The sequence below is a fragment of the Streptococcus suis genome (assembly GCA_002831545.1).
Lineage (GTDB): Bacteria > Bacillota > Bacilli > Lactobacillales > Streptococcaceae > Streptococcus > Streptococcus suis_P.
In genome coordinates this window covers 536,288-561,647 of record CP025095.1, presented here as the reverse complement: position 1 = coordinate 561,647, position 25,360 = coordinate 536,288, and the positions used below count along the sequence as shown (strand labels likewise).

General features: G+C 40.8%; 22 protein-coding genes. 3 read left to right on the top strand and 19 right to left on the bottom strand.

The genetic code is table 11. The features are described 5' to 3' along the window. Nucleotides 1–34 precede the first annotated feature (34 nt). A complete protein-coding gene (locus CWM22_02860; GenBank protein ID AUC90921.1) occupies nt 35–502 on the top strand; it encodes an NUDIX hydrolase in 468 nt (155 codons plus the stop codon). A gap of 54 nt (nt 503–556) precedes the next feature. Next, nucleotides 557–865 (top strand): DUF1827 domain-containing protein, encoded by a 309-nt coding sequence (locus tag CWM22_02855; GenBank protein ID AUC90920.1) that lies wholly within the window; start codon nt 557–559, stop codon nt 863–865. Nucleotides 866–1,357: 492 nt separating this feature from the next. On the opposite strand, the gene CWM22_02850 is transcribed toward CWM22_02855, so the two are convergent. The 10 genes from CWM22_02850 to CWM22_02805 form a co-directional block, all read right to left on the bottom strand. Continuing rightward, nucleotides 1,358–4,147, bottom strand: a complete 2,790-nt coding sequence (locus tag CWM22_02850; protein AUC90919.1) for an isoleucine--tRNA ligase — start codon at nt 4,145–4,147, stop codon at nt 1,358–1,360. 10 nt (nt 4,148–4,157) lie between these two features. After that, a complete protein-coding gene (locus CWM22_02845; protein ID AUC90918.1) occupies nt 4,158–4,598 on the bottom strand; it encodes an N-acetyltransferase in 441 nt (146 codons plus the stop codon). A 233-nt stretch (nt 4,599–4,831) separates the two neighbouring features. Continuing rightward, nucleotides 4,832–5,521, bottom strand: coding sequence for a cell division protein DivIVA (locus CWM22_02840; protein ID AUC90917.1), 690 nt, complete (start codon nt 5,519–5,521; stop codon nt 4,832–4,834). Between the two features lie 8 nt (nt 5,522–5,529). Then, nucleotides 5,530–6,321 carry an RNA-binding protein gene (locus tag CWM22_02835; GenBank protein ID AUC90916.1) on the bottom strand — a complete coding sequence of 264 codons (792 nt, stop codon included), beginning with the start codon at nt 6,319–6,321 and terminating at the stop codon, nt 5,530–5,532. A 2-nt stretch (nt 6,322–6,323) separates the two neighbouring features. Further along, nucleotides 6,324–6,587, bottom strand: a complete 264-nt coding sequence (locus CWM22_02830) for a YggT family protein (GenBank protein ID AUC90915.1) — start codon at nt 6,585–6,587, stop codon at nt 6,324–6,326. Between the two features lie 4 nt (nt 6,588–6,591). Continuing rightward, nucleotides 6,592–7,158 (bottom strand): DUF552 domain-containing protein, encoded by a 567-nt coding sequence (locus CWM22_02825; GenBank protein AUC90914.1) that lies wholly within the window; start codon nt 7,156–7,158, stop codon nt 6,592–6,594. 16 nt (nt 7,159–7,174) lie between these two features. Beyond that, on the bottom strand, nt 7,175–7,846 hold the full coding sequence (locus CWM22_02820) for a YggS family pyridoxal phosphate-dependent enzyme (protein ID AUC90913.1): 672 nt from the start codon (nt 7,844–7,846) through the stop codon (nt 7,175–7,177). A 6-nt stretch (nt 7,847–7,852) separates the two neighbouring features. Continuing rightward, nucleotides 7,853–9,082: a cell division protein FtsZ gene (locus CWM22_02815; GenBank protein ID AUC90912.1), complete on the bottom strand. Its 1,230-nt coding sequence runs from the start codon at nt 9,080–9,082 to the stop codon at nt 7,853–7,855. 25 nt (nt 9,083–9,107) lie between these two features. Beyond that, nucleotides 9,108–10,487: a cell division protein FtsA gene (ftsA, locus tag CWM22_02810; protein AUC90911.1), complete on the bottom strand. Its 1,380-nt coding sequence runs from the start codon at nt 10,485–10,487 to the stop codon at nt 9,108–9,110. A gap of 510 nt (nt 10,488–10,997) precedes the next feature. Continuing rightward, the gene (locus CWM22_02805; GenBank protein AUC90910.1) at nt 10,998–12,161 is read right to left on the bottom strand and encodes an IS30 family transposase; all 1,164 of its coding nucleotides are present in this window, start codon (nt 12,159–12,161) and stop codon (nt 10,998–11,000) included. Nucleotides 12,162–12,493: 332 nt separating this feature from the next. Between CWM22_02805 and CWM22_02800 the strand changes: the two genes are divergently transcribed. Beyond that, entirely contained in the window at nt 12,494–14,101 is a 1,608-nt protein-coding gene (locus tag CWM22_02800) for a transposase (protein ID AUC92827.1), read from the top strand. Between the two features lie 147 nt (nt 14,102–14,248). Here the strand turns inward: CWM22_02800 and CWM22_02795 are convergent, their stop codons facing one another. The 9 genes from CWM22_02795 to CWM22_02755 all read right to left on the bottom strand — a co-directional run bounded on the left by CWM22_02795 (nt 14,249) and on the right by CWM22_02755 (nt 25,346). Beyond that, entirely contained in the window at nt 14,249–15,331 is a 1,083-nt protein-coding gene (locus CWM22_02795; protein ID AUC90909.1) for a cell division protein FtsQ, read from the bottom strand. A 5-nt stretch (nt 15,332–15,336) separates the two neighbouring features. Then, complete coding sequence (locus CWM22_02790) at nt 15,337–16,401, bottom strand: UDP-N-acetylglucosamine--N-acetylmuramyl-(pentapeptide) pyrophosphoryl-undecaprenol N-acetylglucosamine transferase (protein ID AUC92826.1); 1,065 nt, start codon at nt 16,399–16,401, stop codon at nt 15,337–15,339. A 2-nt stretch (nt 16,402–16,403) separates the two neighbouring features. Further along, nucleotides 16,404–17,753 carry a UDP-N-acetylmuramoyl-L-alanine--D-glutamate ligase gene (locus tag CWM22_02785; protein AUC90908.1) on the bottom strand — a complete coding sequence of 450 codons (1,350 nt, stop codon included), beginning with the start codon at nt 17,751–17,753 and terminating at the stop codon, nt 16,404–16,406. Nucleotides 17,754–17,913: 160 nt separating this feature from the next. Continuing rightward, a complete protein-coding gene (locus CWM22_02780) occupies nt 17,914–19,290 on the bottom strand; it encodes an IS5/IS1182 family transposase (protein AUC90907.1) in 1,377 nt (458 codons plus the stop codon). A gap of 121 nt (nt 19,291–19,411) precedes the next feature. Continuing rightward, nucleotides 19,412–19,702 (bottom strand): DUF3165 domain-containing protein, encoded by a 291-nt coding sequence (locus CWM22_02775; GenBank protein AUC90906.1) that lies wholly within the window; start codon nt 19,700–19,702, stop codon nt 19,412–19,414. A gap of 17 nt (nt 19,703–19,719) precedes the next feature. Then, a complete protein-coding gene (gene typA, locus CWM22_02770) occupies nt 19,720–21,567 on the bottom strand; it encodes a translational GTPase TypA (GenBank protein ID AUC90905.1) in 1,848 nt (615 codons plus the stop codon). A 133-nt stretch (nt 21,568–21,700) separates the two neighbouring features. Beyond that, nucleotides 21,701–22,693, bottom strand: coding sequence for an aspartate--ammonia ligase (locus CWM22_02765; protein AUC90904.1), 993 nt, complete (start codon nt 22,691–22,693; stop codon nt 21,701–21,703). Nucleotides 22,694–22,776: 83 nt separating this feature from the next. Beyond that, on the bottom strand, nt 22,777–23,835 hold the full coding sequence (locus CWM22_02760) for an MmcQ family protein (protein ID AUC90903.1): 1,059 nt from the start codon (nt 23,833–23,835) through the stop codon (nt 22,777–22,779). 20 nt (nt 23,836–23,855) lie between these two features. Continuing rightward, the gene (locus tag CWM22_02755; GenBank protein AUC90902.1) at nt 23,856–25,346 is read right to left on the bottom strand and encodes a DNA mismatch repair protein MutH; all 1,491 of its coding nucleotides are present in this window, start codon (nt 25,344–25,346) and stop codon (nt 23,856–23,858) included. Nucleotides 25,347–25,360: the final 14 nt, after the last annotated feature.

The following is a 25,360-nucleotide window of genomic DNA, read 5'->3' as shown; positions in this document are numbered from 1 at the left end:
ATACAACTCATTCCAATTATGAAAGAGGATAGAATTGCCTATGGAGAAAATTGCTGTATTTGGAGAAAAGAAGGCTGGCGTCAGCTACCAGAGTCGCTTTGGTGTTTACGCAGTTATCCCAGATGAAAAGAAAGAACAGATTATACTCGTTCAAGCACCAAACGGAGCTTGGTTTCTTCCTGGTGGAGAAATTGAAAAGGGAGAAAATCACCTCATTGCTTTGGAGCGCGAATTGATGGAAGAGCTTGGATTCACCGCTGAAATCGGAAAATACTTTGGTCAGGCTGACGAATACTTCTACTCTAGCCACCGCGATACCCATTTCTATAATCCAGCCTACATCTATGAAGTAACTAGCTACCATCAAATAGGACAACCACTAGAAGATTTCAACCATATTGCCTGGTTCCCAGTCAATGAAGCCATCGATAAACTCAAACGTGGTAGTCACAAATGGGGCATTGAACAATGGAAATTGCAAGAAAATTCATTCAATAACTAGTAAAAACACTCTAATCGTGCTATAATGTAGCCAAAGAGATAGAGGAGGTTCCACATGAAAATCATTAACACGACAAATAGTCATCCCAATCTTGTCCAAAGCCAGTTGGCTAATACTGATGCTTTCCTAGTAGAGACTTATTCTGCAGGTAATACAGACGTTATTTTCACACAGGCACCCCGTCATTATGAACTCTTGATTAGTAATAAATACCGTGCAGTACAACAAAATGAAATCGAGCAAATTCGTGATTTCTTCCTTCATCGAAAAATTGATGAACGAACTATTAACAAGGCTGCCATTCAAACGATTCACACAGACCGTTTGATTGAAATGTCTATTCCCATTATCGCAGAAGTGTAAGAAGCCAGATGGCTTCTCAGATTGAAGAAAAGGTCCATTTTGGACAATTTTCTTCAATCTTTTTTCTTTATGTTGAAAATAAAAAACTCTCAGAAACACCGCAATATCAATGGTTCTAAGAGTTTAATATAGTCGAGTGAATTAGAAACAGGACATATCTAAGTTTGTCAATTTAAGAACTCTAAAGTTATTTTAGGAGTTGGTTATTAACACTATAACTTAAAACTGTCCTTTTCCTAATTCAAACCACTATAACTTGCTATCTTTCGCAAACCTCTTCAATTTTTTATATTTTTAGAAGTTTGTCTACGTTCTGTAAGAATCCAGATGGCTTCTTTTTTTCTATTTATATCAAAAGTAGCCTAGGAAACGAAGCCGAAGATAGAACTGGAGTTCATCAAGGCTCTTGACAACGAATAATTTTGATTTTCGAAGAGTATTACAAAAAAAAGCCTATCGCTAGATAGACTTTAACAAATGTATTGTGATTGCTTAGGCTTCAAAACCTTGAGCTACTGCTTCAGCAAAGTTTTCTTCCACTACGCTTGCACAGTGGTCACAGATTGTCGCACCATAGCTGCGCTTTGCAACACTAGTATCAATACGGCGGCAACGGTCACATACTTCACCGCTTGCACGCTCTACAGTAAAGGCAACTTCTTCTACCAAAACAGCACTTTCAGGAGCTACTTCCGTGGTTACTGTCAAGTTTGAAACGATGAGCAACTGAGCAAGGTCTGCATTCAAGCTCTCCAAGAAGGACTTGGTTTCAGCTGAGACATAGGCAGTCAAATGAGCTTCAAGTGACTTACCAATCACTTTTTCATTACGCGCTTCTTCCAAGGCTTTTTGTGCTTGAGTACGGAAGTTCATAAAGTTTTCCCAGTCAGCCAAAAGCTGCGCTTCATTAGCAAAGTTTTCCACCTCTGGCATTTCCGCCAATTGTACAAACTCTTCTGCTTCGTGTTCCAAGTATGACCAGATTTCTTCTGCTGTATGTGGCAAGATTGGGGTCAAGAGCTTGGTAATTTTCACCAAGATGTCATAGAAGACAGTTTGCATCTGACGACGAGAAAGTGATTTAGCACCATCGATATAGACAACGTCCTTGGCAAAATCCAAGTAAAAAGCTGACAAGTCAAGTGTTACAAAGTTTACGACAGACTTGTAGATAGCCATGAAGTCATAGTTGTCGTAGGCTTGACGGATTTGAGCTACCAATTTATTGAATTTCACCAAGAGATACTGGTCAACAGAACGAAGTTCTTCGTATGCCACCGCATCACTTGCAGGATTGAAATCAGAAGTGTTAGCAATCAAGAAGCGAAGAGTATTACGGATTTTACGGTAGGTTTCAGAAACCTGTCCAAGAATATCCATAGACACACGTACGTCGTTTGAAGTATCCACAGAAGTTACCCACAGACGCAAGATTTCTGCACCAAATTGTTTCTCAACATCACTTGGTAGAATGGTATTTCCTAGAGATTTAGACATCTTCATACCTTTGCCATCTAAGACAAAACCTTGTGACAAGACAGCTTTATATGGCGCATGACCATTTACGGCTACAGAGGTAATCAAGGATGAGTTAAACCAGCCACGGTATTGGTCTGAACCTTCAAGGTAGAGGTCTGCTGGGTAGGCAAGGTTTTCACGAGCGTTCATGACACCATTCCAAGATGAACCAGAGTCAAACCATACGTCCATGATGTCTGTTTCTTTGGTAAATTCGCCATTTGGTGAACCTGGATGAGTGAAACCAGCTGGCAAAAGATCTTTGGCTTCAGATTTCCACCAGATGATAGAACCATGTTCTTCAAAGAGAGCTGCAACGTGGTCTGTCACTTCCTTGGTCATAATCGCTGTACCATCTTCTGCATAGAAGATAGGGAGTGGCACACCCCAAGCACGTTGACGAGAGATGACCCAGTCACCACGGTCACGGATCATGTTGTAAAGACGCGTTTTACCCCAAGATGGATTGAAAGTTGTTGCTTCGATTTGGTCCAAGATTTCCTGACGGAATTTGGAAACAGAGGCAAACCATTGCGGTACCGCACGCCAGATGATTGGCTTCTTGGTTCTCCAGTCAAATGGGTAGGAGTGATTAATCACTTCACTAGCAAGGAGCAAGTCGCCTAATTTTTCCTTAACCGTTGGTACAACCTTGTCATAGAATTGCCCTTCAAAATCAGGACCCGCAGCTTCATTCATCAAGCCACGCTCGTTGACAGTTACCGCAACTTCCAAGTTATATTTGACGCCGACATTGTAGTCATCCTCACCAAAGCCTGGAGCCGTATGGACGATACCAGTACCTGAATCCGTTGTAACATGGTCACCCAAGATGACCAATTCATCCACTTCTCTATCCCATGGGTGTTCGGTCACAATATATTCAAACTCAGCACCCTTGTGTTTTGAAATCACTTCGAAGGATTCCCAACCGAATTTGGCTGCCAAGCTATCAACCAAGGCTTCTGCCAAGACATACTTACGGTCAGAGCCAGCAGGTTGAACCAAGACATAGTCAATGTCTGCTCCCATTGTCAAACCGCGAGAAGCCGTTACCGTAAATGGAGTGGTTGTCCAGACAACAATGTAGCTATCCGTATCCAAGAGCCCCTTGCCATCTTTGACCTTGTTAGCATAGTAGAGAGATGTTGAGTCAATGTCGTGGTATTCGATTTCAGCTTCTGCAAGGGCAGACTCAGATGACCATGACCAATAAACAGGCTTAGCACCGCGGTAGATATAGCCCTTGTCTGCCATAGCACCGAAGACACGGATTTGAGCTGCTTCGTAGTCTTTAGTCAAGGTGATATATGGATTTTCCCAGTCTGCAGAAACACCCAAGCGTTTAAAATCATCACGTTGCTTGTCAACTTGGCTAAGAGCATAATCACGACACATTTCAAGATATTCAACTAGGTCCATTTCCTTGCGTTTAACACCTTGTTTTGCCAAGACTTGCTCAATAGGAAGGCCGTGTGTATCCCAACCTGGTACGAATGGAGCACGGAAACCAGACATTGACTTAGAGCGAACGATAATATCTTTAGAAATCTTGTTCAAAGCATGTCCAACGTGGATATTTCCGTTTGCGTATGGAGGGCCATCGTGTAGGTGGAAGGCTGGCTTGCCTGCGTTGAGTTCTTGACGACGAGCATACAAGTTTGCTTCATCCCAAGCTTTTTGCCATTCTGGCTCACGAGTTGGCAAACCTGCACGCATTGGGAAGGCTGTCTTACCTAAATTGAGTGTTTCTTTTAGTTTCATCATAACTCCTTTATCTTATAATTAATTCCATTTTCATTTCTTGACCTTCTAAACCAACGGATTGAAAACCAAGTTTTTCTAAAATGTACCTCATTTTATGATTGCCGATTACATAATTCATGGTAATTGTGTGGCAACTTGGATCTTCCTTAGCCAGACCAATCACTTGTCGGATGACTTCCTTACCATAGCCTCTATTTTGATAATGTCTGTCTATTAACAAACGCCACACATAGTAGCTCTTGTCTTCTTGTATAGACAACAATACAAAACCTACGATTCTCTGCCCTGATTTGACAGCATAAGGAAGCAGATGTCCCTCCTCCCGATAGAGCCATGCCTGAGCTAAAGAATATTCAACCGATGCTACTCGGCGTTGGTCCTCAGGTGCAAGTTGAACTTGTAACACTGCTTCAAAGTTGTCCTTGTTTACTAATTCTAATCGTATCATAAAAAATATAAAAAAACTCCCGCCAAATAAGGACGAAAGTTCGTGGTACCACCTTAGTTTAGATAGAGTTTCCCCTATCCCTCTATGTTCGTAACGTGAACGGGCGTCTTTCCTTACTATTTTCAGGAAAAATCAAACAAAGTGATGATCCATAGAAAGAGATTGTAGGGCTTCCACCATCTCCTACTCGCTATAAATATTTCTACCGACCGTGTCTCTGCTTATGATCTTTATTATTCTTCTATTGAAATTTCTACAGACTCTCCACTCTCAAAAGCCACTGCCTGACGAGTTAATTCTGCAATTTCTTCTGGTGTCAATTGACGTGTATAATCCAAACTTTCTTCTTCAACAGGTAATTCTTCATCCAAAGCCTTATGAAGAACATCACGAAAGGCTTCGTCACTTGTTTGAATGTAACTTGCTGTTGGGCGGAGGATTTCCTCCCATTCAGATGAATTAACCAATGATAATTGGCTTTCTACTGTTGATTTCAGACGCTGATGGAAAATACGTGTCTTGTTTTTTAATTCTTCAGTCTCAATGACAACTTTTTTCGCGTTGTCAGTCGCATTACGAAGAATTTCATTTGCCTTATCTTTAGCTTCATGTAACAATGTTGCCGCATCATAGTCAGCTTGTTTAATAATATTTACCGCTTGATCTTCGGCCGCAACCTTTACTTTCTCAGCTGTATCTTGAGCTAAAAGAACTGATTTACTCAATGATTCTTTCATCTCATCAAAATAAGCCAAACGTTCCCGCAAATTTTTCAATTCTAACTCTTGGTCATGATTTTTACGAATTAAATCCTCATAATCACGTGTTACAATGTCCAAAAAGTCATCAACTTCATCTGCGTCGTATCCTCTAAATTTTGTAGCAAAGGTTTTATCTTTTAATTCTAATGCTGTAAGTGCCATCTTTCCTCCTAAGTTTTAACAATGTCTAACTTTAATTTTATCTTCCCTTGCTTAGAAAAACCTAAAAATTCATTTAGGCGAACTCTACCATATCTCCTAACACTAATTAATTGCCCTATTTCAACTAATTTACTGGTTTGTTCTGTCAGAACATAATCCAACTTCACATGTCCAGCCTCAATCAACTTATTTGCAGTTGCCCTTGAAAGATTAAATGCGACCGAAATCAATTTATCCAATCTCATACTGGAAACCAACACATCCTTTGAACGCCATTCCTGTCCAATCGGTAATCGAACAGTCGTCCATTCTTCTTCCTTTCCCTTAACAGGGACACGAGCAACTTTAGTGATAGATTGTAAGGCAATCTGCCCAAATTTCTGATCGATAAAGACAATCAATCGTTCATCATCAATCAAAATATCACCCAAATACTCCCTTTTAATCCCTAGTTGATTGAGAAAAGTTCCAAGAACTTGTGAATGGGATAAGGTGTGAAATTTTCTAGCATAGGACAAATGAAGAGCAGTTAACTCAAAGTCCTTGATGTCCAACTCATAATAAGCCGGGGCAATAATAACCCGCGAATGTTCAGTCGAAACAAAGTCCCGACTAGAAAATGTTTGTAACTGGTAGTAGTTAGCAATTTTGCATACAATTTCATCTTGTCTAGGATGTAAAAACTGAGTTAATCTGTATGAATACGTATCTTCAACTTGCTGACACATATCCATTATTTTCTCTACAAACTCTCTTTCTTCCCTAGAAAAATGTTGCAATAAGTTTTTGTCATTTTTCATAACTATGCTAACAGGAGCAATAATTGAACCAAGAAGCGTGTTCCCATATTAAGCGCAATCATGGCTGCCATTACGGTCCAATCCAACCCCATAAATTGCAGATTAAATCGCCTAAAGGGTTTTAAAATCGGTGCTACCAGCCATTGAATCAAACGTCCAATCGAGCTTGTGTATAGGCTAGGAAACCAACTTAGCAAAGCGTATGCCAATAAGAGATAGGAATAAATTTCTACAATTTTTAATAGTAAAAAAATCAAAATTTGCATAGCGTTACCGTTTTATATCAAAGTCAAAATTTGAATCAGCCACACCAGTAGTTGTTCCAGCATTGCGCAATTCTTCAATATTGACTGTGACATTTACTGGAGTTAACAGCCACATGGTATTTGAGACCTTTTTCAAATTTCCAGATAATACTGAACGAGCACCATCCAAGTAGTCTAGGCAACGTCTAGCTTGTTGCTCCGACATATATTGAAAATCAATGAGAATACTCGCATTATCTAATAAAAGATTTACCATCTCTGGTGCATCTTCATAACGTTTTGGAAACTTAATATCAATTGTAGTTTTGACAATCTCTTTTTCGTTATTATTAGTCATCAATTCTTGCTGCCTTTCATGTAGGCGTTGAAGTTGACTTTCTGAACGTGCTTCCCGACGCGTCTCTACTTTTGGCTGCTGTCCGCGCACAGGTGCAACTGTAGTGGTATTGGCAACACGCATTTTAGGACGATCATTAGGCATTGAATAGGCATCTGCCTGTTCTTCAACTTCATTGACTTCGTCAACTTCAAAGTAATTAAATAAGTTCTTAAATGTATCTTTTAATGCCATATTTTCCTCCTCTCCATTATTCAAAGAATGCTGAGCCAATTCTCACATATGTAGCTCCGTGAGCAATGGCGCGTTCAAAGTCCCCACTCATTCCCATACTTAACTCTGTAAAGGGCATACGTGGTAAGTTCCTTGTAGCTAGTTCTTCTTGGATTTCCTGCATTTTAGAAAAGATCTCATCTAATTCATCATCTGTAGCATCAATCGGTGCCATCGTCATCAATCCAACAAGTTCAATGTTCTCCAATAAACTAATTTCAGCAAGTGCCGCATCAATCTCAGATACTGCAAAGCCATGCTTACTCTCCTCACCGGAAACGTTGACTTGGAGGAAACACTTGACTATTTTAGTCGCACGTTTATCTATTTCCTGAGCTAGTTTGACAGAGTCTAGGGCGTGGAAATAATCAACAAATGGAATAATGTCCTTGACCTTTCTTCTCTGTAAAGTCCCTATCAAATGCCATGTCAATTGTTTGTCTGCTAGGGCACTATACTTTTCTAAGAACTTATCGACTCGATTTTCTCCAATATGGGTAATCCCAGTATTCACTAGCTGATTAGCAATAGAGCTGTCAACATATTTGGTGACAGCTATTACCTTTACTGATTCACTCGGACGACCTGCCTTTTCAGCAGCTTTTGCCACTGCTGAAAAGATAGCATCCTTATTCTTTTGAAAATTCATTTTAGTTTAGCGATTACGGAAGAATGGTGGTGTATCCAATTCATCCTCATCTTGATCCATTGTAAATTTTTCGACTGAAACAGTGGAAGTTGGTTCTGTGTCAGTTGGACGAATCAAGTTTTCGCGACGCAAATCCCACTCTCCGAAGGCAGAAGCTTTCGGTGCTTCAGTTTGTTGTGCAGCACCACGAGTTGGTGCTGATGCTACTGAATGATCAAAGCGTTGAGAAGGGCGTGGTGAAACAGCTTCCGTACGATGGCGGGCTGGTTTATCAGCAGTATCTTGACGAACACCCGTAGCCACAACAGTCACACGAATCTCATCTTTCATTGTTTCATCAATAGATGTCCCCAACCAAATGTTAACACCTTGACCCGCAGCCTGATTAACGATTTCTGAAGCATCTTCTGCTTCTGTCAGAGTCATGTCATAACCACCTGTAACATTGACAATGACATCCTCTGCACCATCAATTGTTGTTTCAAGAAGAGGAGAATAAATCGCCTTACGAGCCGCCTCAATCACTCGGTCCTCACCAGTACCGATACCGATACCCATCAAGGCGTTTCCTTTGTTTTCCATAACTGTCTTCACATCTGCAAAGTCCAAGTTAATCAAACCAGGATTTGTAATCAAGTCTGTAATTCCTTGAACACCTTGACGAAGAACATTATCAGCTTCGCTTAGTGCTTCTAAAAGCGGTGTTTTCTTATCAACAATTTCAAGAAGGTTGTTGTTTGAAATAATTAAGAGTGTATCTACTTGTTCGCGAAGACCTTCAATTCCCTCAATCGCAAAGTTTCCACGTTTATTACCTTCAAAACCAAACGGACGAGTCACAACTGCGACAGTCAACGCACCCAAGTTTTTAGCAATACGTGCAATAACAGGAGCCGCACCAGTCCCTGAGCCACCGCCCATACCAGCAGTGATGAAGACCATATCTGCACCAGTTAATACATTAGTCAATGCTTCTTCGCTTTCCTCAGCAGCTTTACGACCAACCTCAGGTTGACCTCCAGCACCCAAACCACGAGTCAATTTAGGACCTAGTTGGATAACTGTTTCAGCTTTAGAGCTACTTAGCGCTTGTACATCTGTGTTTGCTGCAATGAACTCAACCCCAGCAACACCTTCTTCAATCATACGGTTGATCGCGTTCCCGCCACCACCGCCGACACCGATTACTTTAATGACAGCACCATGACTAGCTGCTGCTTCAAATGAAAATGCCATAGTTTAAATCACCTTTTCTTTTCTCTTATTCAAACATGCTGCCAAACAAACCACGAATGCGATCTGTGATGTTTCCCTTAGCAGCTGGACGAACTTCTTCTTCCTCATCATGGTAAGTAGGAGCAACTTGTTCCTCTACCTGATCAACTGTGTTCAATTCGTTCACGATTTCTCTTTGAATTGGCTGACTAATCCGAGGACGAGCAACAGGAATTTCAACTGGCTTATGTCTCAAGGTAGTTTCGCCATTTACTGCATGTTGGGCAATATTTTCTACATCTTCTAACTCACCAACATACTCAACAAAGCTAATCACACTTGCAAATGCTGGATTGCGGATACCAATTTGATTTGGAACATAAAGTTTAGTGTTAACACCAAACACTTCTTGGGCCAATTCTGTAATTCCTGGTAAGATAGCACCACCACCTACAATAACAATGCCTCCTGGTAAATCTAGAGCACGTGTACGCTCCAAATCTTGTTTCACACGGTCAAAAATCTGACGCAGACGTGCCGCTATCACTTCTGAAAGGTAGCGCTCGGTCACTTCAACTGGAGCGTTTTCTCCAATCACGTCAACAGTGAATTTTTCCTTATCACTTGCATCTTGCGGATAGGCAATGCCGTAGTTGTATTTCAAGTTTTCAGCAATACTCTTTGAAGTTGTCAATACTTTTGAAATATCGTTTGTGATATAATCTCCACCTTCTTGGTAGATGTTTGTGTATTGCAACTCTTGGCCACGCATAACAGCCACAGTCGTTTGACCACCACCAAGATCAATGACAGTCGCACCAAACTCACGTTCACCTTCATTCAATACAGAGCGAGTTAGTGCCAACGGAGAAATTACAATATTTTCAACTTGGACACCTGCACGCTCCACCGTTTTACGAAGATTGTGAAGAATGGTACGTGGTCCTGTGTACAGCATACCACGCATTTCCAAGCGAATTCCCATCATTCCACGAGGGTCCTTAATGCCTTGGAATCCATCGACAGTGAACTCTTCTGGAATAAATGAAATCACTTCACGTTCCGGAGTCATACTCTTTGTCAATGCTGATTTTACAACATTTTCAACATCTAAGTCTGTAATTTCTTGTGAATCCGTTGTAACAGGAATCATCCCTTGAGTCGGTTCAATCTGAAGAAGGTTGGCAGGTAATCCAACATTTACCTTTTCAATGCGGATACCTGACTTTTCTTCTGCCTGCTCGATTGCTTTTTTAATCGCTCCAGCAGCCACCTCAATATTTACAATAATTCCATCTTTGACACCAGCACTTTTTACATTGCTGACCCCAATCACATTCATTTCGTTATCAATATATTCTGCAACCAAGACTTTAACGGAGCTTGTACCAATATCTAATCCCGTAAAAAAGCCGTTCCTAGCCATTCTATCAGTCCTCTCTTACTTCCAACTTTAACAAATCATCTTCCATTTTGAAAAATAGTATAATTAGTCATCATTCATTATACCATATTATATCGAATTATGGTGTTTTTAAAGGATTTTTTTATTACTTTTTCTTTACAAAATTATCTATTTCAGCTTGCATATCTATAAATACCCGGGAGTTTGACAGTTTGAAACCACCAAAAGTGTCACAAACGTTGATGTGACGCTATTTTTTTGGTAAATTCTCAAAGTAAGTTCTAGTTCCCGTCCTTCCAGAAGTTACTCTGAGAAAACTGCATAAAACCAACAGAATTTAGTCTCAGACTAAGTTCTGTTTTTGACTAAAAATGTTGATAATAGTGAGTTTTAAGGTTGAAAATGTTGAAAAAAAGGGTACACTAAAGTTACTGGCTCTGAGACGTCTCAAAGTAAGTTCTAGTTATCTGGAATTTGGGATGGGACAAGTTCCTTTCTATTTTGAAATTATTTTCTGATAAAAACTAGCGATTACTTATCTAATAATCGAGGTGATTGGATGACGTTTTCAGGGTCAATTTTAGAGATACCCAAAAGTGTTGCCAATTCTTCACCGTAGGTAAATGTAAAGAGTTCATAGGCCGATTTTCCGTTGAAAGAAGCCCGTTTGACGCTGTTGACATGCGAACAAACTAGGTTGATATCCTCCTGTGTCAAGTTGTCAAAACTAGTTCCCTTAGGAAGAATGTCTCTGATAAGTGTGTGATTCTTCTCAATTCTCCCCTTCTGGTCAGAACGATTTGGGTCACAGAAGAAGAGTTTAGATTCTCCCCGAACATCCATTTCGATGTCGTCCACTCTGGCGAATTCACCGCCATTATCGGTCAGAATGACAGGAAATAGTTCGCAGAAGTCCATCTCTTTCTGATGTAGGTCATTCTTGATAGCGTAGAGATGTTTAGCGACCTCATTAGCTGTTTTATTATCAAGTAATCGAGCGAAGATAAAGTTACAGAAGGAGAGGTTAAAGGTGAGAAGTACCTTTCCTCCAATCCGTCCAGTAACGGTGTCCATTTCTAGCCAATAGCTGATTCCTTTCTCTGTGAGAAAGCGTTGGAAGTCCTCGTAAGACCGTCCTTCTTTGGCAGTTTTAGGAATGGGTTGTAGGTTTCTGGTTCTCCGCTTTCTGAATTTCACGACACGGGGGAAATCAATGGGCTTTGTGGACAGATAGCCTTTTTCAAGGTATCTGTAGATAGAAGCTCTGGATGCCGAAAGTTCGTTTGAGGCGATGATGTGGTTGAGGTGTTGTCCCTTTTGGATGGCTGAAGAGACAATCTCGTCCATACGATAGAATTCTTCCTTGTTTAGTGCAACACCTGTTCTCGAGTCTGAGAGCTTAGCTTCATAATCAAGCTGAGCTCTTTTTGCGTAGTAGAACTGTTTCTGGTATCCGCAGTTGCTTCTCTTTTTCGGACAGGCATTACAAACGTATGGAGCCTTTTTGAGTAAAGGGCAGGCCTCACAATTGGAAGTACTAGAGTTCTCTTTTATCACTCTATTTCTCCGAACTTCTTTTGAAATTGTGGACGGGTCTTTTCCTAACTTAGCTGCTATAGCTGAGAAGGTCTTAAGTTGTTCAATTCCTATTTGAATATCATTGCGATCAGAGAGAGTTAAGTGTTTGTTTTTCATTGTCAGTTACCAACTTGTCCCATAGTAAGTTCTACCTTATTTCTTTGTCTCAGTCTAATTTCCAGTTTTTAAGACAGACTAGAACTTACTTTGGGAATTTAGCACGCTATTTTTTTGTCAAATTCTCGCACATTTTTATTGCGTACTTTCTCGTACTGTGGTATAATAGAGTGAGGTGCGAATCCATGAGAGTTAAAAAATCAGTATCTAAAAATACTATCAACTATGCCATTATCAAAGATATCAAGGTCGGAAACAAACGGACATCAACCATTGTCGAAAATCTCGGCAATCATGAAACTCTTCAACAGCTACATCCCGAAATGGAACCAATGGAATGGGCAAAATTGCGGGCTAAAGAGTTAACCGAACTTGATAAAGAAGATAAACAAGAAATATTAGTCAAACTTCATGAGAATAAACAGTTGAAACAAAATCAACGAAATGAATATCATGGGGGATATTTATTTCTACAGAATATCTATTATCAGTTGGGATTGGATAAAATCTGTCAAGATATTCAGAAGAGGTATCACTTTAGTTTTCACTTAGATACCATTCTTTCTCGTCTCCTCTACGGCAGAATCCTATTCCCATCCTCTAAACGGTCTACTGCTCATTTTTCACAAACTCTCCTAGAACCTAAAACTCTGGAACTCCAGCACCTCTACCGAGGATTAGAAATTATTGCCAAAGAAACTGACTTTATTCAAGAACAACTCTATAAAAACTCAACTGCACTTTCCTCTCGTAAAACTGATGTCCTCTATTACGACTGTACAAATTTCTATTTCGAAATTGAGGAAGAAGATGAGGAGGGGCAACTGAGACAATATGGCTATTCTAAGGAACATCGACCGAATCCAATCGTTCAAATGGGGCTGTTTATGGATTCTCAAGGAATTCCATTAGCTTTCTCCGTCACACCTGGTAATACGAATGAACAAACGACTATGAAACCTTTGGAGAAGAAGATTATCAAGGATTTTGAAAAAGCTCAATTTGTGGTCTGTACAGATGCTGGACTATCTTCTATTGGAAACAAACGCTACAATAATATCAGCGGGAGAGCCTTTGTCACAACTCAATCTATCAAAAAGTTAAAGAAAGAAGACAAAGACTGGGCTACAGCTTCTACAGGTTGGCGGTTGATGGGAGATAAGTCCGAGACATTCTATGATATTTCTGCACTAGATGAAAGTAATCAAGACTTTCTCTATAGACAAGTCTTTTACAAAGAATGCCCCTTACCACAAGATGGGCTAGAAGACCAACGATTGATTGTAACCTTCTCAGCTAAATACAGAGATTACCAAAGAAAGATACGCGAACGCCAGATTCAACGTGCCTCAAAATGGATTGGAAAACCAGCTGACTACAAGAAGAAACAATCTACAGATCCTAAGCGTTTCCTAAAAGTAACAGAGACAACAAGGGATGGAGAAATAGCTGAGAAAACGTTTATTGAGTTGGATGAAGAACGAATTGTTTCTGAAGCTAGATTTGATGGAATTTATGCGGTAACAACAAACTTAGACGATACGATTGAGACCATTGTTTCCATTAATCAGAGAAGATGGGAAATTGAAGAATGTTTCCGTATTATGAAGCATGAATTGAAAGCTAGACCAGTTTATTTAAGTCGAGAAGATCGCATTTCTGCTCACTTTACAACTTGCTTTCTTGCTCTTATACTCTATCGTTACTTAGAGCTGGCGGTTCAGAAGCAATTCACATGTACTGAACTCATTGAAACCTTACGTTCATACACCTTTAAGTATCTGCCTGGTTTTGGTTATCTACCTAACTACACTCGGACGGCTATTACTGACCAGCTGCATCAGACATTTGGATTCAGAAGTGATTATCAAATTCTAAGCGAAAAAAAGATGAAAAAAATTTTACAATCGTCAAAATCGAGAAAAAGTACGCATTTTTGATATAAAAAGAAAACCTCGCTAAACCCTTGATATGCATAGGGTTAGGGAGGTTTTTTGTCTTGTAAAACTGTCAAAGACGGGATTATATCGAATTATGGTGTTTTTAAAGGATTTTTTTATTACTTTTTCTTTACAAAATTATCTATTTCAGCTTGCATATCTATAAATACCAACTTCCATATCAATTGTCGTTGGAACTGTCACTTCTGCCGCTATTTTTGTATAGTAAGGCAACTTCTGGCTAATCTCACTCAATGGAACTAAAACCGTGTTTCCATCTGCCATATTGAGTGTCAGCAAATCCGCGGTCACTTTACTTGGCGTTAAATTTATTGTCTGAATAGCAGAACGAATTCCTGTATCTATTTTACCCAATTCAATGGCCAGTTCCTTGATTAATTCCTTGTCGGATAAATTAATCGTTGTGTAGCCTTCTGGCAAAGAATCCTGTGAAATCGGCTCTCCGCCAACCACTCCACTAGACAGTACTGGATACCACTGACTTTGTTGCTGAATGTAGCCTATGATAGCGTATTCTTTGATGTGAATGGTAAAGGTAGCTGGAAACTGGAACTTGATTGTTGCTGTCTCTACAGACGAACTATTCTTCTTAATATTCTTTGCGTAAGCATCTGCATGCAGAGCTATGGTTACAATGTAATCATCCGGAGAGATAAGGCTATAATTTTCTACTTGCTCCGCAGTTAGTCGCTCATTTCCGACAACCTCTATTTGTTTTTTCTTGCTGGTTGGAGAAATAAAATACAGAGCCAACGCTGCCAATAACAAACTCGTCACAAGAACCGGAATAGCTTTCCAGACTACTTTGGAAGGAATATCAACTTTTAAAGGCTGGACCTTTTTCTCTGTTTCTGTCTTGGATTCCGGACTCTCTTGTCTTCTGTTTATTCCCTGAAAAAGGACCCTTTTACTCTTTTTAGCTTCTGGGTTCTTCTGTTCTGTCTGCCCCTCGTCAACTGCCTGAATATCTGCGTCATCTTTATGAGCAAGGTAGGCTTGGTGGCGTGCTTTCCATTGTTCGAAAAAGGCACTTTTTTCATCATCCGAAGCAGTCATCTCAGGTATGTCTACATCCGTAGAAAGCCCTTTTTCTTCGGCTAATACAGATTCTTTCTCTGCTGGTGAAATTTGTTCCGAATCCAATTCTACTTGGGATGCCTGTTCCGCTTCTAGCACTGATTCTTCTACATTTGAATCTTTTTCCGTCATAGAACCTACCTTCCCATATCTTCTCTAAGCAAATTGTAAAAACTATCTACTGACTGAATTTCATTAGAATTTGCCATGTTTTGGATATAAAATTCCTTATTTTTCAATAGCTCATCGACTTCTACTAACAGGCTGGCAAATGTCAATTGACTTTCATCAATCTGCTTAGAATATCCTTTTTTCTCTGCATAGAGAGCATTTTCAATCTGATCCCCTCGACTGGCCTGTCGTCCTAGAGGCACAATCAAATGGAGTTGTTGCATGGCAATCAACTCAAACAGAGTATTGGAACCACCACGGGTAATAACGACATCCGCTAAATCCATCAACGGTTGATAAAGTTCTGTCACATAGTCAACTCTATATAGGTTTTTATCTAATTGGTTGAGACTACTGTCCCCTGTCAAGTTGATAATATTGAATCGTTCGGTCAGAGCTGCACTATTCTGACTGATTAAATCATTAAAGACTTTAGCACCGCCCGAACCACCTACAAACAGTAGGGTCGGCAGACTTTTATCGAAGTGACTGAGAATTTCTGGCAACTGGATTGGTGTAACTTTGTCATTCGTTTGCCCCACTTTTGTAACCGCACCAACATGTTTTACTTTAGTCAAGCTGGCAGGTTGCTCAAAAGTACTATACATGGTTGTCGCAAATTTATAGGCTATTTTATTTGCCAGTCCCATTGTTAAGTCTGATTCATGGATAAAGACCGGAACCCGCAGCAAATTAGCAGCAATAACTGGCGGAACCGATACAAACCCACCTTTTGAAAAAAGAGCTTGCGGACGAATTTTAGCAATAATGGCCAAGGATTGAAGAACACCAAAACCAACTTTAAACACGTCCAACATATTTTGGAAAGAGAAATAACGGCGTAATTTCCCAGTCGAAATAGAATGAAAATGGACATCTAAACCTGATTTCACAACCTGTTCATGCTCAATCCCATTCCCATCACCAATATAATGAACTTCCCAGCCTTCTTCCAAAAATCGCGGAATCAAAAGGAGATTGAGCGTCACGTGCCCAACAGTCCCTCCGCCTGTAAAAACAATTTTTTTCATGATCATTTCAACTCCTCAAAGGTCTGTAAGAAGACGTCGCCACGCACTTCAAAATTGGCATACATATCCCAGCTTGCATTGGCTGGACTTAAAAGGACAATATCTCCTTTTTCCGCAATGGCAAAGGCTTTTCTAGTCGCATCCGCAATATCGAGAGCTTCTATCGTTTCCACCTCTGCTTTATCAGCAGCACGTTGAACACGGGGAGCTGATTGGCCAAGGATCACCATTTTCTTTAGTCCGACCAAATCAGGGACTAATTCATCAAATTCATTACCACGGTCCAAGCCACCTGCAATCAAAATGACCTTGCTATTGTCAAACCCTGAAAGAGCTTTTTGAGTCGCCAAGATATTGGTAGACTTACTATCATTGTAGAAGGAAACTCCGTTGACCTCACCTACAAATTGCAAGCGGTGTTTGACACCTCCAAAAGCAGACAAACTTTCCTGAATCGCTTGGTGGTCTACTCCCAACAATTTTGCAACCACAATTGTTGCCAAGGCATTTTCAACATTGTGTGAACCTGGAACACCAATTTGGTCAGCGTCCATGATGTATTCACCCTTGAAATAGAGTTTTCCTTCTGCCAAATAAGCTCCATCAACTACTTCCAGCGTAGAAAAAGGAACGACAGTTGCCTTGGTCTGTCCAGCCAATTCCTTAGCTTCTTTCTGGTTGAAGTTGAGCACTACAAAATCCTCAGCCGTCATCTGACGCTGAATCATCCATTTGGCTGCTACGTAGTCTTCAAAAGTCCCGTGATAATCAATATGACTGGCAATGAGATTGGTCACAACGGCGATATGCGGATGGAAAGATTCTGTCCCCATTAACTGGAAAGATGATAATTCCATGACCAAGGTATCCTCTGCAGTCGCAGTTTGAGCGACCGAAGATGCTGGGTAACCAATATTTCCACATAATTTTGCAGGTTTATTTCCAGCATTCAAGACTTCCGCAATCATGGTCGTTGTCGTTGTCTTGCCGTTCGAACCTGTTATCCCCACGATTGGAGCATCTGATACCAAGTAGGCCAATTCAACCTCTGTCCATACTGGAATTCCTTTGCCAATTGCTTTTTCAACCATAGGATTATCATAGCGAATTCCTGGATTTTTTACCATCAAAGCGAAATCTTCATCCAATAATTCCAAGGGATGGCTCCCGCAAATTACACGGATACCATCTTCCAACAAAGATTGAGCAGTCGGATTTTCTTCAAAAGGCTTTCCATCGTTAACAGTGACGATAGCACCCAATTTATCTAGGAGACGGGCTGCAGATTCCCCTGATTTAGCTAAGCCTAGCACTAACACTTTCTTATTTTTTACAATATCAATCATCTTCATCTCAAATACCTTTACTTTCTAACACCTTATTTTACCCTTTACGAAGACCTTTTTCAAGCCAGAGGACAGAAAAACCGACGCAAAGCGTCGGTTACAGATTGCAGACAAACATCGTTTTGGTGTTTGTCTTTTTTACTGTTTTTAGAGAAAAATGGCTGTTTTAATGCTGAAACCACCCCATCTGGACAAAATAAAAAGGCCTTCTTGCCATCCTTTTAGCTAGTTTTTTGAGATTTAAGCACGCCAAAGTCAGTCCAATCTTATCCTCCATTTTGGACTTGCCTTTTTCTCTCGTGTAGCGCAGATTATGGTATTCCTTGGCTGTGCCAAATAGCCGTTCAATCGTCTCTTTCCGATGTTGGTAGAGTTCCTTCATCCCTCTTTGATGACGAATATCCTCGCACTGTTCCAAATACTCCTTCCAAATATGCCGCGTGACAACTTTTTGATGGTTCTTACTGGTCGTACATACTGATAATAGGGGACAGTTGGCACAAATTGCTGGATCGCTTTTGTATTCTCGGTAGCCTTCTCGGGTAGTCGTGCGATAGGTCAAGGCCTGATGTTCAGGACACAGGACACAATCGAAGTGTTCGTCATAGACAAAATCTTTAGGACGAAGTTGTCCCTTCTTCCCACGGGGACGGGTGTAGGGAAGGACAGGAGTGATTTCCTTATCAATTAGAAACTTGGCAATACTGGGAGTTTTATAGCCCGAATCTGCAATGATATACTCTGGTTTCAAGGGTTCAAGCTTGGCGAAAAGTGCAGGAAAAGCCTGACTGTCATGGATATTACCAGCCTCAACACTATAAGCAAGTGCCCAGCCATACTTATCACAGGCAACTTGGGCAGAATAAGCGAAAACTTCCTTATGATCACCTTTGTGGAACCAGCCACTTTCTGGGTCGGTTGTGGAGATTTTCTTAGCGATGGGCTCTGGCTCTTTGGCGGGCCCGAGCGGCTTTTTTCCGTGCTTTACCCGATCTTGATTAATTTCGATTTCCAGCTGTTCACTCATGAATTTGGCCTGCTTTTCCACCTCTTGGTTGATAAACTTACGATTATTGGCCGCAGCTTTAATATGAGTTCCGTCTATGAAAATCTCCGTCGGGTCAATTAGGCCTGCATTGATACACAGCCCAAGAATATGCGTGAAAATGGACTCAATCAACCCTTTCTCTTGAAAGCGACGGGAATAATTTTTGCCGTATGTCGTGAAGTGAGGCACCTTGTCATCTAGGGTTAAACCAAGAAACCAGCGATAGGCAGTATTCACTTCAATATCCTTGATGGTCTGACGCATGGAACGAATACCATAAAAGCACTGAATCAGAGGAATTTTAACTAACATGACAGGGTCAAGACTAGGACGACCATTATCAGACGAATAGGTATCTTCTACTAGGTCATAAATGAAGTCGAAGTCAATCACAGCTTCCACTTGGCGCAGGAAATGATCTGCAGGCACAAGCTGGTCAAGGGTATAGAAACCGTACTGATTGCGGTTATAGTCAGGTTTTTCTTTGTGTAGCATAGGAGAACCTCATAAGTCCTTTTTCTTATATTATACTCCTAAATACGAAGAAAAGCCCTTAGAAAATCAATTCTAAGGACTTTGTCTTCAGTCTGAAACCGACGCAAAGCGTCGGTTAATTTCATCTATATCTATAAGGACCAGGTCGCTCTGTTCTCCTCTGCCTGTCTTTCGGTTCTTTATCGAGATAATAAATATCCCGCATCGCCCAAAAACCAATCAGAATCATTAGTAGACCAACCCAAATTTCCTTTGAAAATTGCATGATTCTTAAAAATCCAAGTACCAAGGCAATCGCTAATGCTACCAGTAAAAATACTGCCGCAATCAAATTCATAGTCCCCTTAATATTGCGAGGTGCCACAAATATATAAAAAAGTACTAACATGATGGCGAGGATTAAATAAAACATGCTTCTTCTCCTAGAAATTATTCCTCAGTCGCTAATTTTTTCTTCTTCGCAGCCTTATCACGCTCTGCCTTGTTCAAGATTTGCTTACGAAGACGGATAGACTCAGGCGTTACTTCCATGTACTCATCATCGTTCAAGAATTCTAGTGATTCTTCAAGAGTCAAGATACGTGGTGTCTTGATAACTGACGTTTGGTCTTTGGTAGCTGAACGAACGTTGGTCATTTGTTTAGCAGTCGTAATGTTAACGGTCAAGTCATTTTCACGTGAGTTTTCACCGATAATCATTCCTTCATAAACCTCAGTACCTGGGTTAACGAAGATTGTACCACGCTCTTCGATACGCATGATTGAGTATGTTGTTGCCTTACCTTGATCGATAGAAACAAGGGCACCACGGTGACGACCACCGATCTCACCTTGAACAACTGGCAAGTATTGGTCGAAAGTATGGTTCATGATACCGTAACCACGAGTCATTGAAAGGAATTCTGTTGAATAACCAATCAAACCACGCGCAGGAACAAGGAATACAAGACGAGTTTGACCATTACCTGTCGCAACCATATCCAACATATCACCCTTACGCTCAGATAGAGATTGGATAACAGAACCTTGGTATTCTTCTGGAGTATCGATTTGCACGCGCTCGAATGGCTCCATTTTCACGCCGTCGATTTCCTTGATGATAACTTCTGGACGTGATACTTGAAGCTCATAGCCCTCACGACGCATGGTTTCAATCAAGATAGACAAGTGCAATTCACCACGACCTGAAACAGTCCATTTGTCTGGCGAGTCTGTAGGGTCAACACGGAGAGAAACGTCCGTTTGCAATTCCGCCAAAAGGCGCTCTTCAATTTTACGTGATGTTACCCATTTACCTTCACGACCAGCAAATGGTGAATTGTTGACCAAGAAAGTCATTTGAAGAGTTGGCTCATCGATACGAAGAACTGGAAGTGGCTCAACCGCATCTGTCGGAGTCACAGTTTCACCAACGAAGATGTCTTCCATACCAGAAACGGCAATCAAATCACCAGCTTTAGCTTCTTGGATTTCCTTACGCTCAAGACCGAAGAAACCAAAGAGTTTTGTAACACGGAAGTTTTTGGTTGTGCCATCTAGTTTAGAAAGGGTAACTTGATCACCAACTTTAACAGTACCACGGAAGACACGACCGATACCGATACGACCTACGAAGTCATTGTAGTCCAAAAGGGATACTTGGAACTGCAAAGGTTCATCTGAGTTATCCACTGGTGCAGGGATATGCTCAATGATGGTATCAAAGATTGGTGCCATTGTTTCTTCTTGGTCCGCTGGATTGTCAGACAAAGATGAAGTTCCGTTGATAGCTGATGCGTAAACCACTGGGAATTCCAACTGGTCATCATCTGCACCCAATTCGATGAAGAGTTCAAGCACTTCATCCACAACTTCTTCTGGACGAGCAGATGGCTTGTCAATTTTGTTAACAACGACGATTGGTGTCAAGTTTTGTTCAAGGGCTTTTTTCAATACGAAACGGGTCTGTGGCATGGTACCTTCGTAGGCATCGACAACAAGGACAACACCGTCAACCATTTTCATGATACGCTCAACCTCACCACCGAAGTCCGCGTGTCCCGGTGTGTCCATGATGTTGATACGTGTACCGTTATAAGCTACAGCAGTGTTTTTAGCAAGAATAGTGATTCCACGCTCTTTTTCGATGTCGTTTGAGTCCATGGCACGCTCATCCAACTGCGTACGTTCATCAAGTGTTTGGGATTGTTTCAATAATTCATCAACGAGGGTTGTTTTTCCGTGGTCAACGTGGGCAATAATGGCTACGTTACGGATGTCTTCTCTAAGTTTTGTCATAATATCCTCTATATATTTTAATTTAACTAAAAAAGTATATCATAGATTAGCGCAAAAATCACAGATAATCTTGTTGTAAATGTTTTCAGGTAGTTGATTGGAAGAAAAAGAAAAGAGATTGAAAATCAACCTCTTACAAAATATTTTCAAAACTATCTCGCACTTCCTGTGGCCAAACACTGGACTGCACTTCTCCGATATGTTTCTTACGAAGTAAGAACATGGCCAAACGGGATTGGCCGATACCGCCACCGATAGACAGCGGGAAGAGTCCATTCAAAAGGGCACGATGCCAATCAAATTCCAAACGGTCCTCGTCACCTGTAATAGCAACCTGGCGCTTCAGCGCTTCTTCATCCACACGAATCCCCATTGAGGACAACTCAAAGGCTGATCCAAGTGCTTCGTTCCAAACCAAGATATCACCATTCAATCCCTTGTAGCCTGGCTCAGAAGGGCTGGTCCAGTCATCATAGTCTGGTGCACGTCCATCATGTGGTTTACCATCTGCCAGTTCACCGCCGATACCGATTAGGAAAACCGCACCGTATTCTTTGGCAACCACATTCTCACGCTCTTTTGGTGTCAAGTCTGGGAAGTTCTTCACCAAATCCTCCGTGTGGATAAAGGTGATTTTCTTAGGTAAAACAGACTCAATATCATAACGAGCTTCAACTGCAAGCTCTGTCAATCGAATGGCCTTATAGATTTGTTCGACCGTTTCCTTCAAATAAGCCAAGTTGCGACGACCATCAGGGATGACCTTTTCCCAGTCCCACTGATCCACATACACCGAGTGAATCGGATCCAAGGAATCCTCATCTGGACGCAAGGCTTTCATATGTACAAAAAGACCTTCTCCTTCGTGAAATCCAAAGCGAGCCAAGGTATGACGCTTCCACTTAGCAAGTGAGTGAACCACTTCATAGGTCGCATCTGGAATCAGCTTCACATTAACAGTAACCGCATTCTCCACACCGGACAAATTATCCTGCATACCATCCCCGACACGACTCAAAATCGGTCCTTGCACTTCTACGATTTCTAGCTTGTCTTTCAAATACTGAGTGAATGTATTTTTGACGAAAGAAATCTCCTCTTGCTGATGAATGAAGCTTTTCTTCATACCTTACCTCCTTAAAATTTATACACCTTATTATACTCTTTTTTACCTACTTGTAAAGTCTTTTTATTAAATATTCTGATAATTTAATAAATGTTTTTAACCACCGATATCAGGTATCGAATAAACTCTTCTGTCAACCGTCTAGGACCACGCACCGCCTTGACTCCCAAGTCCATCATGCGCGCTCTCGGCAAAACATCATCGGAAAACTGAGCGAGCAATTCCACCTGCATGAGTTTCTTTTCTGTCGGAATATCTGACTCTCCATGATTTTCCAAGTTTGCTCCTAAGACATGACAAACATAACGAATGGCCTGTACCGGCGCTGTAACATAGATGGCTACGATGTCCCCGGCTTGAATGGTTGATTTTTGTGGCCAATAGACTACCTTATTTTCCGCAAATTCGGTATCGATATCATAGACCCTGGGATTGGCTGGAATAACCCAGTAATCAGGCCCTTGCACCGCCTTGTAGGATTTCGGTCCCACCAAATAACGACTTTTCTCAAGGAGGGCAAACACCGTCTGGTCCTCCACCGTATCATCCAGCAAGACCGACACCCAGGTCTTCTTCGACATATGGTAGGCAGGGAAGATGCCCGACTGACTCAGCAGCTCTGCTATTTCCCGACCGTCAACCTTGAGATTGACAATCTCCACCTCTTCTTGAGACCCGCTCCCATCCAGCTTGTCCCTCGGAATCTGACTCACCAGGGCGTACCACTTGTCATTGGCAGGGTGGCGAAATGCCCCATAGGTCGGCAACTTGGCAAAGGGATAGTCAGGCAGGTCCCCCCACTGCTCCTTGATGAGCTGGGCTATGCGGTTGCTTTGGTCTTTGGTAAATGGCAGAGCGATGCAACATGCCTCCTCTACCCGAGCCAAAATGGACTGATAAGCCTCACGCACCTGCCCCACAAAAGCCCCTGCTGGCGCAGTCACCAGATGGGCGGTATAGACCTCCTCCATCTCACAATCCCAGACATAGGACGACAGCTGACCAGCCTCATCGACTTCCACCACCGCCTCAAACTGCCCCTCCATGAAGACCTCACGGTAGGTGTAACGATTGTTGGAGAGGATGAAACCGAAAGGGATGAGGGAGGGGAGGTGGATTTGGTAAGAATTAGTTTTGTTCATAAATGCCTTTCACTAAATAATTAATCCCACTGACCAAGTAATATCTCCTTCAAAAATTTTTTAGGAATCCAAAATGAGTGTTTCGTTATTCTTCTTCCGTCTGGTAGTTTGTCAGTATCTGATATTTTACCCTTACCTACAAATTCATTTGGTCGGATTTCGTAGTAAGTATTTTGAGCATGAATTTTCGTGAATAAAATTGTATTGACTTTACTCTGAGGAAAGTTTGTCGAGACTTTATTTCCATTTAGCTTCAGTTCAACTCCATCTCGAATAATGTTTCGGGTTTCATTCCAAACTCGTTGAATCTCAGGAATTAGCCTATCCGGAAATCCCCAAAACTTTATACCATCTAACACAAATAACTTATCCGATACTTCTTTAAAAATGACAAATAAAAACCGTTTATTGCAAATTTCCAAAAATGGATGTGATTCCTCCCAAATATCATTCCTAGCCAATTCTTCAAATTGATAATTTTTAAAAGGAGAATCTTCTTTAGGCAAGCCATTTTTATCTACACGAATAACGCGTAAATTCATATTGGCTTTTTGAAATTCTTGTGTCTTTTCAAGGTCTCCAGTCAGCCCCAATATATTTTTAACTAGAGTGCTATTTTTCCCTTTTGCTCTAGGATTCACGTCAAATCGACTATATAATTCTTCCTCAGAAAATCCTTTATAGGCTAAAATTTTGTCTGCAATAACCTGTGTAAATGATTTTTTCTCGCCTCTGGCAGTTGCTAATATACTTTCTTGATCAACTTGATTAAATATCTTGTGATTGATCAAGTAGGTCATATAGCTAGATTTTAATTCCCAAGCCCTTTGTTTTGCTAGAGTGTCACTAAACGGCTGGATACGAAAATCTTTTCCTTTCCCTGCACCTTTTGTACAGGTAGACAAGTAGTTTCCATCTGATTCGGAAAGTTCATGGGCTTTACCTTGCTTAATCTTTTCTACAATACGATTATAATCTTCAAGGATAACTTCCATATCCTCTTCAAACCATTCATACAAAAAGACTTTTTCAATGATATAATCTGACATAGTCTGCCCTGGAATGAGACCATTGTAAAACAGTAAAAGTATTTTAGAACATTTTTGCCATAGATGAGTGGAGTAAAAGTCATCTAGATTTTCCTCCATATAGTTTAATATTGTTAAAACTAATCTCTCTTTTGCACTAATTGTTCCATTCTTGTTTACTTTAAATGGTGTTACTTTTAATTCTACTCCAACCTTATCAAAGTCAGCAGCAGAATCACTATTGGGCTGATAACCATAGAAATACTTTTCTATGTAATTGCCATATTGCCCTTTAGATTTCATGCTGATTTCTTTATCAACAACTTCTGAAAGCGTACCCTCTTTAAAATCTCGATAAGTTTTATAAGGTGAAACTTGGTATTCCGCAATAATCTCTCCAAGTGATCTATCTAATAAATGTTGAGAATAATCTAGAATACTTTGAATATCTGTCTCATCATAATTGAATAACTGCTTTTCCATATTAATTTCCTTGC

Excerpts from the sequence above, each read along its gene's own strand:
- CWM22_02855 (AUC90920.1), top strand. The coding sequence starts at position 557 with ATGAAAATCATTAACACGACAAATAGTCATCCCAATCTTGTCCAAAGC.
- CWM22_02850 (AUC90919.1), bottom strand. The coding sequence starts at position 4,147 with ATGAAACTAAAAGAAACACTCAATTTAGGTAAGACAGCCTTCCCAATG.
- CWM22_02845 (AUC90918.1), bottom strand. The coding sequence starts at position 4,598 with ATGATACGATTAGAATTAGTAAACAAGGACAACTTTGAAGCAGTGTTA.
- CWM22_02840 (AUC90917.1), bottom strand. The coding sequence starts at position 5,521 with ATGGCACTTACAGCATTAGAATTAAAAGATAAAACCTTTGCTACAAAA.
- CWM22_02835 (AUC90916.1), bottom strand. The coding sequence starts at position 6,321 with ATGAAAAATGACAAAAACTTATTGCAACATTTTTCTAGGGAAGAAAGA.
- CWM22_02830 (AUC90915.1), bottom strand. The coding sequence starts at position 6,587 with ATGCAAATTTTGATTTTTTTACTATTAAAAATTGTAGAAATTTATTCC.
- CWM22_02825 (AUC90914.1), bottom strand. The coding sequence starts at position 7,158 with ATGGCATTAAAAGATACATTTAAGAACTTATTTAATTACTTTGAAGTT.
- CWM22_02820 (AUC90913.1), bottom strand. The coding sequence starts at position 7,846 with ATGAATTTTCAAAAGAATAAGGATGCTATCTTTTCAGCAGTGGCAAAA.
- CWM22_02815 (AUC90912.1), bottom strand. The coding sequence starts at position 9,082 with ATGGCATTTTCATTTGAAGCAGCAGCTAGTCATGGTGCTGTCATTAAA.
- ftsA (AUC90911.1), bottom strand. The coding sequence starts at position 10,487 with ATGGCTAGGAACGGCTTTTTTACGGGATTAGATATTGGTACAAGCTCC.
- CWM22_02805 (AUC90910.1), bottom strand. The coding sequence starts at position 12,161 with ATGAAAAACAAACACTTAACTCTCTCTGATCGCAATGATATTCAAATA.
- CWM22_02800 (AUC92827.1), top strand. The coding sequence starts at position 12,494 with ATGGAATGGGCAAAATTGCGGGCTAAAGAGTTAACCGAACTTGATAAA.
- CWM22_02795 (AUC90909.1), bottom strand. The coding sequence starts at position 15,331 with ATGACGGAAAAAGATTCAAATGTAGAAGAATCAGTGCTAGAAGCGGAA.
- CWM22_02790 (AUC92826.1), bottom strand. The coding sequence starts at position 16,401 with ATGAAAAAAATTGTTTTTACAGGCGGAGGGACTGTTGGGCACGTGACG.
- CWM22_02785 (AUC90908.1), bottom strand. The coding sequence starts at position 17,753 with ATGAAGATGATTGATATTGTAAAAAATAAGAAAGTGTTAGTGCTAGGC.
- CWM22_02780 (AUC90907.1), bottom strand. The coding sequence starts at position 19,290 with ATGCTACACAAAGAAAAACCTGACTATAACCGCAATCAGTACGGTTTC.
- CWM22_02775 (AUC90906.1), bottom strand. The coding sequence starts at position 19,702 with ATGTTTTATTTAATCCTCGCCATCATGTTAGTACTTTTTTATATATTT.
- typA (AUC90905.1), bottom strand. The coding sequence starts at position 21,567 with ATGACAAAACTTAGAGAAGACATCCGTAACGTAGCCATTATTGCCCAC.
- CWM22_02765 (AUC90904.1), bottom strand. The coding sequence starts at position 22,693 with ATGAAGAAAAGCTTCATTCATCAGCAAGAGGAGATTTCTTTCGTCAAA.
- CWM22_02760 (AUC90903.1), bottom strand. The coding sequence starts at position 23,835 with ATGAACAAAACTAATTCTTACCAAATCCACCTCCCCTCCCTCATCCCT.
- CWM22_02755 (AUC90902.1), bottom strand. The coding sequence starts at position 25,346 with ATGGAAAAGCAGTTATTCAATTATGATGAGACAGATATTCAAAGTATT.